Origin of the sequence: Lewinella sp. JB7 (assembly GCF_024297185.1) — a bacterium.
Taxonomy (GTDB): Bacteria; Bacteroidota; Bacteroidia; order Chitinophagales; family Saprospiraceae; genus Neolewinella.
Genome location: NZ_JANCTD010000004.1, coordinates 132,165 through 145,418, shown reverse-complemented (window position 1 = coordinate 145,418; position 13,254 = coordinate 132,165). Strand labels below are relative to the sequence as shown.

Annotated in this window: 10 protein-coding genes; 2 read left to right on the top strand and 8 right to left on the bottom strand. The window is 58.2% G+C overall.

Going from position 1 to position 13,254, the window contains the following annotated elements:
• Positions 1-302: 302 nt before the first annotated feature.
• Together NMA52_RS08840 and NMA52_RS08835 are read right to left on the bottom strand one after the other, a co-directional pair.
• The gene (locus NMA52_RS08840; RefSeq protein ID WP_254827300.1) at positions 303-3,071 is read right to left on the bottom strand and encodes a 2-oxoglutarate dehydrogenase E1 component; all 2,769 of its coding nucleotides are present in this window, start codon (positions 3,069-3,071) and stop codon (positions 303-305) included.
• 42 nt (positions 3,072-3,113) lie between these two features.
• Positions 3,114-3,911 carry an SDR family oxidoreductase gene (locus NMA52_RS08835; protein ID WP_254827299.1) on the bottom strand — a complete coding sequence of 266 codons (798 nt, stop codon included), beginning with the start codon at positions 3,909-3,911 and terminating at the stop codon, positions 3,114-3,116.
• A 120-nt stretch (positions 3,912-4,031) separates the two neighbouring features.
• On the opposite strand from NMA52_RS08835, the gene NMA52_RS08830 reads away from it, so the two are divergent.
• Positions 4,032-4,463: a phosphoheptose isomerase gene (locus NMA52_RS08830; RefSeq protein ID WP_183496830.1), complete on the top strand. Its 432-nt coding sequence runs from the start codon at positions 4,032-4,034 to the stop codon at positions 4,461-4,463.
• On the opposite strand, the gene NMA52_RS08825 is transcribed toward NMA52_RS08830, so the two are convergent.
• From NMA52_RS08825 to NMA52_RS08800, 6 genes are all read right to left on the bottom strand, one after another.
• The gene (locus tag NMA52_RS08825; RefSeq protein WP_254827298.1) at positions 4,460-5,767 is read right to left on the bottom strand and encodes an alkaline phosphatase; all 1,308 of its coding nucleotides are present in this window, start codon (positions 5,765-5,767) and stop codon (positions 4,460-4,462) included. The two genes, NMA52_RS08830 and NMA52_RS08825, sit on opposite strands and share 4 nt — an antisense overlap.
• A 263-nt stretch (positions 5,768-6,030) precedes the next feature.
• On the bottom strand, positions 6,031-7,380 hold the full coding sequence (locus NMA52_RS08820) for an efflux RND transporter periplasmic adaptor subunit (RefSeq protein ID WP_254827297.1): 1,350 nt from the start codon (positions 7,378-7,380) through the stop codon (positions 6,031-6,033).
• A 33-nt stretch (positions 7,381-7,413) separates the two neighbouring features.
• Positions 7,414-8,862, bottom strand: a complete 1,449-nt coding sequence (locus tag NMA52_RS08815) for a TolC family protein (RefSeq protein WP_254827296.1) — start codon at positions 8,860-8,862, stop codon at positions 7,414-7,416.
• Positions 8,863-8,966: 104 nt separating this feature from the next.
• Complete coding sequence (locus NMA52_RS08810; protein WP_254827295.1) at positions 8,967-10,340, bottom strand: DUF5103 domain-containing protein; 1,374 nt, start codon at positions 10,338-10,340, stop codon at positions 8,967-8,969.
• Positions 10,337-10,954: a DNA-3-methyladenine glycosylase gene (locus NMA52_RS08805; RefSeq protein WP_254827294.1), complete on the bottom strand. Its 618-nt coding sequence runs from the start codon at positions 10,952-10,954 to the stop codon at positions 10,337-10,339. Before NMA52_RS08805 ends, NMA52_RS08810 begins: the two co-directional genes overlap by 4 nt.
• 17 nt (positions 10,955-10,971) lie before the next feature.
• Positions 10,972-12,642, bottom strand: a complete 1,671-nt coding sequence (locus NMA52_RS08800; protein WP_254827293.1) for an AMP-binding protein — start codon at positions 12,640-12,642, stop codon at positions 10,972-10,974.
• Between the two features lie 203 nt (positions 12,643-12,845).
• On the opposite strand from NMA52_RS08800, the gene NMA52_RS08795 reads away from it, so the two are divergent.
• Positions 12,846-13,235 (top strand): hypothetical protein, encoded by a 390-nt coding sequence (locus NMA52_RS08795; protein ID WP_254827292.1) that lies wholly within the window; start codon positions 12,846-12,848, stop codon positions 13,233-13,235.
• The last annotated feature ends 19 nt before the right edge of the window (positions 13,236-13,254 follow it).

Sequence of the window (13,254 nt, the reverse complement as noted above, 5' to 3'; positions counted from 1 at the left end):
CTACCGGCAGCATGACGACTGAAGTCGTGAAGACGTGTAGCGACGGCTTGAGCCGTCCAGCTGTACATACCGCTTGTACTACCGGCAGCATGGCGACTGAAGTCGTAAAGACGTGTAGCGACGGCTTGAGCCGTCGAGCTGTACCAGTTTTTATTACCGGCAGCATGGAGACCAAAGTTGGCGTACAGTGCAACGACGGCTTGAGCCGTCCAGCTGTATTCATTGCTGTATTACCGGCAGCATGACGACTCAAGTCGTCGCTACACGCTACAAGCAGTTTGACGACTAATGTCGTCGCGGTATCAGGCGAACGCCTTCTCCACCAAGTCCTTTTGTTCCTGAACGTGGACGGGCTTATACCCCGTGGCGGGGGATGCGGTTGCGGGGCGTCCGACGTAGTTCAGTTTCAATTCCAGGCCGAGCCGTTCGTTATACAGAAACTGCTCACTGATGTAGCTCCAGGCACCCGCGTTGCGGCTTTCCTCCTGAACCCAGTAAAAGGTTGCATCGCTGTATCGTTGGTGCAGTTGCCGGAGCTGTTCGACGGGGAGGGGAAACAGCTGCTCGAGTCGCACGATGGCAACGTCTTTCCGGTCGCTGGTCGTTTTGTGCTTGGTTAGGTCGAAGTAGACCTTTCCGGAGCAGAGCAGTACGCGTTTTACTTTTTTCGGGTCGCTGATGGATTCGTCGTCAATGATCTCCCGAAAGCGGGTGCCAGGACCGAAATCGCTCACCGAACTGACGGCCATCTCATTCCGGAGTCCGGACTTCGGTGACATCACGATGAGGGGCTTGCGGAAGTTCCAGGTCAATTGCCGACGCAGCAGGTGGAACATATTGGCGGGCATCGTGACGTTGGCGACGATCATATTGTACTCGGCGCACAACTGCAGGAAGCGTTCCAGACGCGCGCTGCTGTGCTCGGGGCCCTGGCCCTCGTAGCCGTGGGGGAGCAGGACGGTGAGACCCGTCATCCGGCCCCACTTACTTTCCCCGCTGCTGATAAACTGATCGAAGATGGTCATGGCGCCGTTGGCAAAATCGCCGAACTGAGCTTCCCAGATGACCAGATTATCGGGACTGGCGGTGCTGTACCCGTACTCGAAGCCGAGTACCGCGTATTCGGACAGCAGGGAGTTGTAGATCCGCATCTTCCCCTGATCGTCACTCAGGCCGTCGAGACGGTTGTGAATGCTTTCTCCATCCTGGCTCTTGAGTACGGCGTGGCGGTGACTGAAGGTGCCGCGACGGACATCCTGGCCGGACATTCGTACGTTATGACCGTCCATCAGGAGGGTCGCGTAAGCACTGAGTTCACCCAGCGCCCAGTCCAGTTGATCATTACTGACCGATTGCTCGTATCCCTTATAAAGGCGGTTTACCTTGGCAACCGGCTCGAAGCCTTCCGGCAGGGTAGTCAGGTGATGGAGCACTCCCTTGATCTGATCGAGGGGGACACCGGTTTCGGGCGATTCGGCGAAAAACTTATCCTGCCAGTGGTCACGGTTGAGCTGACTCCAGGCCTTTTCGGGGGGTTGGTAGCTGTAGGGTAGATCGCTGTTCTTTACCTTGGTGTAAAGGCTCTGGAGCTGCGACTTGAATTTTTTGGCCATTTCCTTGGCCAGTTTGGCCTGTACGTCCTGGCGGGAAACGAGGCGTTCCGTATACACCTGCCGTACGTTGGGATGACGTTTCACACGTTCGTACATGCCCGGCTGGGTGTAGCCCGGGTCGTCTCCTTCGTTGTGACCGTTTTTCCGGTAGCAGAGCATATCGATAAAGACGTCCGAATTAAAGGCGTTCCGGTACTCCATGGCCAGTTTGGCGACGTAGTACACAGCCTCCGGATCGTCACCGTTGACGTGAAATACGGGGGCCTCGATGACGGTAGCCACGCCACTCGCGTAAATACTCGTGCGGGCATCTTCGTAGTCGGTAGTGAAGCCGATCTGGTTATTGATGATTAGGTGGATGGTGCCACCGGTAGTGTATCCTTCCAGACCACTCATCTGGGCGGTCTCGAACACTACTCCCTGTCCCGCTACGGCAGCGTCGCCGTGCACGAGGATGGGGACGATCTTGTCGTAATCATTGCCGTACAGCACATCAGCCTTGGCGCGGGCGAAGCCCTCTACTACGGGTCCTACCGCTTCGAGGTGACTGGGGTTGGGCGCCAGTTTGACGTTGACGGGCTTACTGACGCGGGTATCGATCAGCGAGCTGTATCCCATGTGGTACTTCACGTCACCATCACCCTTAATGTTGTCGGGAATAACGCCCTCGAATTCCTGGAAGATGCTCTCGTAGCTCTTACCCATGATGTTGGCGAGCACGTTGAGCCGGCCCCGGTGGGCCATCCCGATAACTACCTCATCGACGCCGTCGCGTGCGGCCTCGGAAATAATGGTGTCCAGAGCGACGATGGCCGCCTCGCCCCCTTCCAAACCAAAGCGCTTCTGGGCGGGAAACTTAATTTTGAGGAACTCCTCGAAGCCCACGGCGTCGTTGAGGGTCTCGAGAATGTGACGCTTATCGTCGAGGCTCAGTCCGTAAGCTTCTTCGGGGTGGTGTTTCTCGATGCGTTCCCGCAGCCACCGCCGCTTTTCGCGGTGAAAGATGTGATCGGTCTCGAAACCGATGCTGCCGAGGTAGATGCGATCGAGGTTTTCCACGATCTGCCGGAGCGTACTCCCTTCCGGCATGTAGAGATGCCAACCCGCCTGGAAGACCGTATCGAGATCCTGCTCCCCCAGGTTGAAATCGCTTAATTCGATGCCGGCGTCGGGATCCTCGAATTCCTGAATGGGATCGATGTTGGAGGCCACGTGGCCGCGCATCCGGTAGGCCTTGATGAGCGCGAACACGCTGAGTTCTTTCTGGACGTGGTTCCAGTCGACGTCTCCGGAAGTGGAGGTAGGCATGCTGCCCCCGGGTTTTTCGGAGGCGTAGTCGAAGCCGAGGAAGAAATCTCGCCAGCTTTCGTCGACGGAATCGGGAGATTCGCTGAACTGTCGGTATAGCTGTTCGATGTAGCCCGGATGGGCGTTGGCAAGGTAGGAGTAATTGCTCATGATGGTTTTTTTCAACAACCGTCCGGGGTCGTTGTTCAAGACCTAACTATAGTAACGCCCCAGCACCCATTCCCAGGCCGAGGCCGGTAGAATGCGCCGGGCAATGGTGCTGATTTTTTGCAGGGGTTCCCCGATCACGTAATGTGGTGCCAGCGAATCCCGTACCGCAATAGTAATCATTCGGTCGGCTACGTGTGCCGCCGTCATACCGTGATCTACATTTTGGGCCATGGCATCGTCCGCCCGCCGGTAGCGTTCCCGGTAAAGCGGATCGAGTTCCGAGGCCGGTTGGCGGTACTGGGTGGCAATAGAATTGGTGGCAATATCCCCCGGGCTCACGCAGCTAACCTGCACCGATGATCCCTGCAATTCGAGTCGCAGACTGTCTGACAGGGCGATCACGGCCGCTTTTGAAGCACAGTATGCCGACCGAAAGGGGATCCCCATATGGCCGGCAATACTGCTGACGAGCAGGAGCCTTCCCCGCGGACTCTGCCGCAGGTGGGGCAGGGTCGCCTGGCAGAGGTTCCAACTTCCCCAGAAGTTGGTTTCCATTACTTGCTTTGCTCGCTCCGTTGGCATGGTTTCCACCGCTCCCGCGCCCCCGACGCCCGCACAATGAAACACGGCGTCCAGCCTTCCCTCACGTTCGACCAACTCGCGTACGGCCCGGGAGACTGCTTCGGCATCGGAAATGTCGGCCGGTAAGGAAGTGACTCCCGTCAGCTCTACCGATCGGCGGCTAAGTCCATAAACCCGCCATCCGGCCGCGGCCAGCCGGGGTGCCAGGGCCTCTCCCACGCCTGAGGATGCACCGGTGACTAAAGCGACTTGTGACATGCAAATGGGGGGTTACGGAATCCAAATAACGGCAAAGATGAAGCAAACGACCGATTCGATGCGTTTAAGCTGCGTACCTTTGTGGAATAATTTAATCGATTCCGGAATTCAACCAACCTTATGGCTACCCCCGAAAAAGACCTGGAAACTACATTTAACGAGAAGGGCGAACTGATCAGCCCCGTGCTTGCCGCCGGGGTGAAGAACTTTTTGATCGACATCGACGGTACCGTCTGCGACGATATTCCCAACGAAGAGCCCGAACGGATGTCTACCTGTCTGCCCTACCCGGATGCGCTGCGCATCGTGAATAAGTGGTACGAAGACGGCCACATCATCACCTTCTTTACCTCGCGCACCGAGGAACACCGGGAGATCACCGAGGAGTGGCTGAACCGCCACAACTTCAAGTATCACGGCATGCTGATGGGAAAACCCCGCGGCGGTAATTACCACTGGATCGACAACCACATCGTGAAGGCTACCCGCTTCAAGGGTAAGTTCACCGATCTCATCGTGAAGAATCGCGACGTGGAGGTCTTCAACGACTAGTCGCGTTCCAGTCGGCGTTCCCAGGCCAGTTCTCCCTCCTTATCGTAGACGCTGATCGATAGCCGCCGGTCAGTAAGGGGACCACTGAATCGTAGAACCCCGAAGTTGTGCTCCACCAGCAGGGTACCTTCTACGCGGTGGGTATTGACCTCAGTCCGGTCCACGCCCGTTCCGGCCGTCAGACTGCTGATCGTGATATCGTACACCATGTTGCCGTTGGGCAGCCGGAGTTCGCTCAACTCCGTATGGTGACGGTCGCCCGTCAGGAAAACGACACCGCTAATGTTCTCCTCGCTAATCCGGCGGAGCAGGTATTCCAGCTCCCTCGGAGCCAGATTGGCGTAAGTTTCACCGCCCGTATGGGTGTTAAGTACCTGTCCGCCGATACATACCATTTTCCAGGGGCTGTCGCTGAAGATCAGACTCTCGATGAGCCACTCCAGCTGCACGGTGCCCAGGACGGTTTTGTTGTCCTCCCGCCGCTGATCGTTGGGGGTACGAAACGATCGATTGTCCAGCAGAAAAAAATCGGTGTCCTGATACCGGAAGGTCGAGGTGATGCCTCCGTTGCCCGGAAGGCCGGAGGTGAGATTGCCCCAGAACAGATCGAAGGTTTCCTTGGCCAGTTCTTTGTGGACCCAGGTACGGTCACTGTTGTTCGGACCGTAGTCGTGGTCATCCCAGGTAGCGTAGTTAAAGGTGCGCGCCAGGAGAGGCTGCATTTCCGGTAGGCTGCGGGTATGCGTATATCGGTGCAGGTAGCCGGTACGGGTGTACCAGTCCGGCTCCCGGAGGTACATATTGTCGCCGAGCCAGATCATCACTTCCGGGTGCAGGCTATCAATGGCGGTAAAAATCTCGTATTCCGAACCGTAGCCCGGTCCGGGTCGGTCGTAGGCGGGCTCGTTCACGTAGGTACAGCTCCCCAGTCCGACCGTAAAGTCAGGCGGATCCTGTCGCCACCGCCATACGGGCTGGGCCGTGAAGCTGGTGGGGTAGGGGAGTTGGACGACCTTGCCGTCGATCAGTACGTGGTATTCGTAGCTCCATCCCGGTTGGACCTCATCCGCGATGAGCTTGGCCGCGTAGGCTTCGGTAGCACGGGTACGTACCGTCGGGGTGAAGGCGATATTCCCCAAACTATCCAGGTAGGCAACGGCCACATCCGCCGGCCCGGTGGTCTGTACCCAGATTAGCACCTCGCGTTGCTCCGCGTATCCAAGCATTGGGCCACTCTGAATGGTCGCCGATTGGGCGTGTAAGAGGCCGGAAATCAGCCAACAGCAGAGAAAAAGTGGACGCATGCAGAGTGAATTGGTAATTTTTCTCAAAAAACGCCATATACGTAATTATATATAATTACCGGGTAGGCGAAGCGGATTATTTTTTGTGAAAAATTGCAACTAAGGGGCTAAACCCCTATTTTTGATAGGTAAGAATCAATTTATGACTGAGAGACCTTAACAACAAGCACGTTTTACGGGGCGAATTTAGCTCCAGCGTACATTTAAGCTTTCTGACATACCATTTTATCTGCCCCTTCGTATGATCGCATAGGAAGGGGTTTTTAGTTGCCGTTTTCCTCCTCGTAGAAGTCATCCTTGTCTACTACGTTCACTTTCGCCCCGGACTTCAGGGTACGGGCCAGTGCCCCGTAGGGGCCCGCTACTACGCGGTCGCCGGAAACTACGCCCGATTTGACCTGAATGTACTTAGCGTCCTGTAGGCCGGTTGTCACCTCCTCCTGGGCCACCGTATCCCCCCGAACTACAAACACCACTTCCTGGAGCTCGTTCGCGCCGGGGGCATCGTCGCCGGCCTCGTTCTCGCGGGTGGTCACCGATTCGATCGGCACGGCCAGCGCATCCTCGACGCGCTCGGTGAGAATATCGACACCCGCCGACATGCCGGGGCGGAAGGGGTAGGCGTTTCCGGCGGACACGAGGTCGGCGTAACTCTCCGGGTCGATACTGATGCGTACTTCAAAGTTGGTGACCTGATCGCTGTTGAGCACGTTATCGGCGAGGCCGGCGGTCGTGCTTGAGTTAGCGATCTGAGTGACCGTGCCCGTAAACGTGCGGTTCAGGTAGGCGTCGACTTCGATCTCCGCCTTGTCACCCAGGTTTACGGAGGGCACGTCGTTTTCGCTTACTTCCACCCGTACCTCCATGGCATTAAGGTTAGCGATGCGCATGAGCTCCGTACCGGTCATCTGAATGGTACCTACTACCCGTTCGCCCTGTTCGACGTTCAGCAGTGACACCACCCCGCCCATGGGGGCGTAGATCGTCGTGCGCCGCAGGCTCGTCCGTAGTTCGTTCAGGGTCGCTTCGCTCGACTGTATCCCGTACTCCGCTGCCCGGGCGCTTTCCCGTGCCGCCCGGACGCTGCTCTCGGCGGCGGACAGGTTGGCTTCCAGGCCCCGGACGTTGGCTTCACTGGTTTCGAATTCGGCCTGGCTGATAACGCCGTCCTCCAGGAGCTGCTGATTTCTCTTGAGGATGTCGCGGGCATTTTCCAGTTGCGCCAGGGTTTGGTCGCGCTGCGCCATGAGGGTATTGATCTGAGCATTCGCGTTAGCCAACTGGGCCTTGCTGCTGTTGACCCCGGCAACGCCCCGGGCGACCTGCGACTGATAGGCGTCGGCATCGATCTTGGCCAGGAGCTGGTTCGGGACGACGCTGTCGCCCTCCTCTACGTACAGTTCGACGACCTCACCCGATACGTCGGAACTGATCTTTACTTCGGTCTGCGGAAAAATCTTGCCACTGGCGCTCACCACCTCCTGGATCGGGCGGGTAGCGACTTCCTGGACGAACACCCGGGCACCCTCTTCCGCGCGGCCGCCGAATACTACTACGGCGATAATGATGAGGGCGACAACGCCGAAAATTAGGAGAATTACTTTGCGGGACATGCTGGTTCTGCTTTAGCGTGTATACGGGTGAGATTAATTAAGGGAAAGGCCCTCGCCGAGGTAAAACTGAATGACCTCGCGGTTGAAGATGAGCTGGTACTTGGTGCGCGTGAACTCGACGCGGGCCTGTTCCAAACGGTTGCTGGCCGTCACCAGGTCCAGGCTGTTCGCGGCTCCGGCGTTGTAGCGGCGCTGGGCAATGTCGTAGGCGTTTTGCGCGGCTTCCTGACTGATCTGCGCGGCGCGGTAGGTTTCCCGGGCGGCCCGGAGATCCCCCAGCGCGCGTTCGACGTCGGAGCGCAACTGGTTTTCCGCCTGCTCTACCTCAATGTTCGCCCCCAGCCGCTGCACTTCCGCACGCTGGACGTTGAGCTTGTTCCGGTTCTGGTTATAGATCGGAACGGATACGTTGATGCCGATCGACTGGCCGAAGTTGCGATTCAACTGATCGATGTACCCCAGGTTCGGGAACACGACCCCCGTCTGGGAAAAGGTGGACAGCGTACTTTCCTCGCCGTTAATGATGACCGGCACCGGCGGCCCCTGTACGATCTCGACGCCCGAGAGGTCGGGATTCTCGAAATCTCTCCCCAGATTCGAGTAGTTCGTGTTTACGTTGGCGTACAGTTGCACGCTGGGTCGCAGACCGGCACGCGCGATGTCCCGTTCGACTTCGGCGGCCGAGCGGCGCAGTTCCGCCGCCCGGATGGTCGGCTGGGTTTGACGTGCGGCATTGAGGACCTCCTGCAGGTCGTAGTCCGCGAGCAACTGCGTTTCCTCCAGATCACGCACCGGGGTGGCGATCTCAAAATCCGCCCGCGGGTCCAGTTCCAGCAACAACTGTAGATCGAGCAGGGCCAGTCGGACCTGATTTTCCAGTTCCACCACCGAACGCTGATTAGCGGCCTGTTGGGCGACGATGTCGTACCGCTGGGCCGCGGGGGCACTGCCGGCACGGATCATCGCGTCGGTGTTGCTGAGTTGTTCGTTGGTCAATTCGAGTTGCGCACGCGCGTTGTTCAGTTGCTCCCGCGTGAGGAGTATGGTCAGGTAACTGTTGGCGACGAGCAGGGCTACGTCATTGCCGGTGATGCGCGCGTCGGTTTCGGCGGCCTGGAGGTCCAGTTCGGCTTGTCGCAGTTGATTACGGATGAGACCTCCGTTATAGAGCGTAACGCCACCCTGTAACTGATAGCCCTGGGAAAAGATGTTCTGCGCTTCGAAGGAGTTGGTGGTCGGGTCGATGGTGCGGCCCAGTTGGAGATTCACGCCCGTACCACCGCTGAGGGTCGGCAGGCGGCTGTTGCGGCTCTGTTGCAAGTTGATGCGCGCCAGCTCCGTAGTATTATCGAGTCTTCGGACCTGCAGGTTGTTCTCCTGGGCGTAGATGACGGCGCGGGAGAGGGTCCAGGGACCCGAATCCTGAGCGATCGTCCAGACCGGGATGAGCAGGGTGATAAATAGGTAAACTCCGTTCCGCATTTCACTGATGTTTATCGGTCAGCAAAACTACGCTTTCGGGTCAGGGCGTAAAATTTAATCTATGAACGGCGTGAAGTGCTAGACCGGCTGCCGGGAAGCGCTTCCTAGCGACTGCTGTTGGTAACGGTCGTGCCCACCAGGCGGTCGTAGCGGCCACCGAACGGGCGGTAATAGATCAGGCCGATATAATCGTTTTCGGTCTGGTCGAAACTGTCCTCGGTCTGGTCGTAGCCCACGCGGTCGCCGGGGCGTTTACCCTTACCCTTACCGAGGTCCGTCACGTAGTAGTAATTGTAGAACCCCTGTTTGACCAGCGCCCGGCCCACGTAGGCATTGATGTTGGGGTTCCAGACCATCCGGTAGTCGTACTTCATTTGCCATTCGGTGAGCCCCCCGAAGATGTAAAGATCATTATCGAGGGGAATGCCGTTGCGCGGCTTCAGAATGAAGGTCACCTCAATGTATTCACCGGTGTAATCCAGACCGAAGCGGGTGAAGTTCTCCTGCAGGAATTCATCCGCCAAATTCACCACGGGCCGGTCGGTGCGGAAATTCACGAAGTCCCCGTTCAGGTCGAAGTACTGAATATAGACGCTGCTGCCCCGGGTTTCTTCGGGCGCCAGGAGCATGGCGTAGAAGTCGCCCTCGTTGGTGATGCTCCTGACGTCCGTACGGGGAGCCTGCACGGACCGCAGGTCGAGGTTGCGGAACTCATTACCGCCCCGGAACACGATCACGTCCTGATAGTTGAACTGCACGTTTTCGCGGCCCAGCAGGTTGGGGCGAACGCCGCTGACGGCATTGTCCCAGCGACCGTTTTGTAGTACCGTCGCGCTCACTTCCTGCAGGGGCGCCCGTGACTGCAGCTGTTTTGTATTTACCGTCAGGCGCACCTCCTGATGGGTATGGATCTTGTCGACCACCGAGGGGCGGGTGACCTGGGCACTTACGCCGGCCAGCGACTCCGATACCATGAAACGTCGGGTGATCACGGGGCGGTCGCCATCTTCGGTATCGTACACGACCAATAGGTAGTTGCCACTCTTTTCCAGCCGCATGTTGGCGTTCGGAAACACCAGTTCGTAGTGGATGTACCGCTTCAGGGTACGCAGGCTGAAGTCGTAGGTTTCCAGATAATCGGTGGCGTATCCGCTGTTGTACTCCATCTGCCCGAGGGTGGAGGGCGTCCAGTCCTGATTGCAGTGAATGAAGGCATAGGAATACCGCCGTACGTCGTCGCTCGTATCGTCGAACGACAGGCGCATTTGGGCCCCGCCCCCGAGTTCGATGATCGGGTAGGAGTGAGGAAATCCGTTGATGTGCAGGCGTACCGTGCGTAGGTTGTCTACGTAAGTGTTATCGTAAAACTTCAGTTCCGGGTCCTGGCCGTACAGGTTTCCCACGCAGAGCAGGATCAGCAGGGGGAGGGCGGCGGGGCGCGGGAGCCAGGATTTACCAAAAAGCGATGACGGGATCATTTGAATGCATTCAGTCTGCTGACGAACCGGCTTCCTTTCCGGTAAAACCGCCAGGGTTTGGCCGCCCATTCCGGGCCGGCCCCGTCGATGCCGATGCGGGGGGTAGCCACGATCTCGGCGGAAAGGCCGTCCGGGCCGGTGGGGGCGGCGAGTCGTACTTCGCTCCCGGAATCCAGCAGGTCGATGGCATTGTGCCGCCGCGAAATGCCCAGAGCTTTCGTCACAACGCCGGGTCCCCGGCTAAGTTGCGGCTTTAAGATTTCCATATGACGGCGGGCCAGCATGTGCGGTAGCCCCCGGGTGGGTTCGATGGCCCGAATCAGCACGGCGTGGGGCGTGCCCTGCGGTCCCGTGATCACGTTGAACAGCTCGTGGATGCCGTAGCAGAGGTATACGTAGCTCGTTCCCCCGGCGGCGTAGAAGGGTTCCGTGCGGTTTGTCCGTCGGTGACCGAAGGCGTGACTGGCCCGGTCGTCCGGAGCCCAGTACGCTTCCGTTTCCGTGATCCGGCCGGCGGTCTCCACGCCGTCGATCACGCTGATGAGCTCGGTGCCGATCAGGCTACGGGCGATGTGCACCGGATCCTCGCCGCGCAGCAGTTCGTGTAGATTCACCCGGATTTCGTTGGGGGTCAGGCCTCGCGTAGTTCCCGTCGCAGGATCTTGCCGACATTACTCTTGGGCAGGTCGGTGCGGAACTCCACTTCCTTCGGTATCTTATATCCCGTCAGGCTCTCCCGCGCGTAGGCGATGAGTTCGTTTTCGGTCAGGGAATCGTCCTTCTTCACGACGAACAGCTTAACGACCTCACCGGATTTCTCGCTCGGAATGCCTACGGCGGCACACTCCAGTACCTTCGGGTGAGCGGCGATCACGTCTTCGACCTCATTGGGGTAGACATTGAAGCCGGACACCAGGATCATATCCTTCTTGCGGTCGACGATGCGGAAGAAGCCGTCTTCGGACATCATGCCGATGTCGCCGGTGCACAGCCAGCCTTCCTTGATCACCTTAGCGGTATCCTCCGGACGGTTGAGGTAACCCTTCATAACCTGGGGCCCCTTGATCTGAATTTCCCCCCGCTCCTCGGTAGTGGCCACCCGTTGCTCGTCTTCATTCCAGATGCGTACGGCCGTATTCGGGATGGGGACGCCGATCGTGCCGATACGTACGTTTTCGTTGAAGGGATTCATGGTGGCTACGGGGCTCGATTCCGTCAGGCCGTATCCTTCCGTAAGGCGGCAACCCGTGAGCTTGTGCCAGCGCTCGGCCACGACCCGCTGGACGGCCATGCCGCCGCCGCCGGTCAGTTTCAGGTGGCGGAAATCGAGCTTGTTGAAGTCCGGATCGTTGAGCAGCGCATTGAACAGCGTGTTGACGCCCGTCATGGCCTCGATCTTATGATCCTTGAACGCCTTGACGAGCGTACTGCGGTCCCGGGGATTGGTGATGAGCACGTTGCACATGCCGATGTTGAAGGCGGCCACCGCATTGACGGTAAAGGCGAATATGTGGTATAGCGGGAGCGGACAGAGCATCCGGCCGTCCGTTCCTTCCTCCAGCAGGAAGGTGATCCAGGCGTACATCTGCTGGGCATTGGCCACCAGGTTACGGTTGGTGAGCATGGCTCCCTTCGATACGCCGGTGGTGCCGCCCGTGTACTGGAGGGCGATGGTATCGTCGGGCTGGCCGGTAAAGGTGGGCAGGCGGTGTTTTTTCCCTTCGTCGAGGGCGGTCTGAAAGGTGACGGCTTCCGGCAGATCGTAGGCGGGAACCATCTTCTTGACGTTGCGGACCACGAAGTTGGTCAGTCCCCCCTTCATCCAGCCCAGGAGCTCGCCGATGCTGGTGGTGATCACCGTGGTGATGTCCGTTTCCTTGATGATCTGCTGCAGGTTCGCCGCGAAGTTTTCGGCGATCACGATGGCCTTGGCACCACTGTCGCGGAACTGGTGCTTCATCTCGGGCGGCGTGTAGAGGGGGTTGGTGTTCACGAGCACCAGGCCCGCCTTCAGAATGCCGTGGAATGCGATGGGGTACTGCAGCAGGTTGGGCATCATGACCGCGACCTTATCGCCGGGCTGTAGACCCCGGTAGTGCAGGTAAGCACCGAAGGCGGTGGACATCTCGTCCAGTTCCCGGAAACTAATGTCCTTGCCCATGCAGGAATAGGCGGGTTTTTTGGCGAATTTCTTCATGGTCGCCTCCAACATGTCCTTGAGGGTCGGAAACGCCTCGACGTCGACGTTGGCGGGAATGCCGGCGGGGTAATGGGCAAGCCACGGACGCTGGTCGGTATTCATTATGATCGGTTTTGCTATTGTTACGGGGTAAAGTACAACACAGGGGCGTAAATGCGAATGTCATCAACTCCGGCTGCCCTGGAGACGTTCTCTAAGAAGCACTTGCGAATGACGATGATTCTGATGCCGAGGTCCAACGGCGTCTCGTAATTTTTACGGATATTCGCTAATCCACAATACAGTTCATAACTATCCTACCCACAATGGAAAACGGAATCCTCACCGACGCTCAGCAGAAAGACGCTGAGCTCATCAAGACCCTGCTCGAAAAGATCGTCAACAAGAAAGGGTTCGACAACGTCAAGGCCAACGCCGAAGGCTACGAAACCCCCGCCAAAATTCGTCGCAGCAAGGACACGGATGAGTACTTCATCCCCGATGTCACCGGTGAGGTCAACGGACGCAAAAGCTACTTCGAACTCGGCATGAAGACCGACGACGAGCGCGAGCTGGTCACCAAGTGGCGTCTGCTGAGCAGCCTGGCCGCCTACAAGCACGGCAAACTGTACCTGGCGGTCCCCCGGGGACACATGGCGTTCACCAACCGGATTCTGGCCGATTATCCCATCCAGGCCGAGGTCGTCAAGATCTAACCGTCCCGCTTTCCGGGCA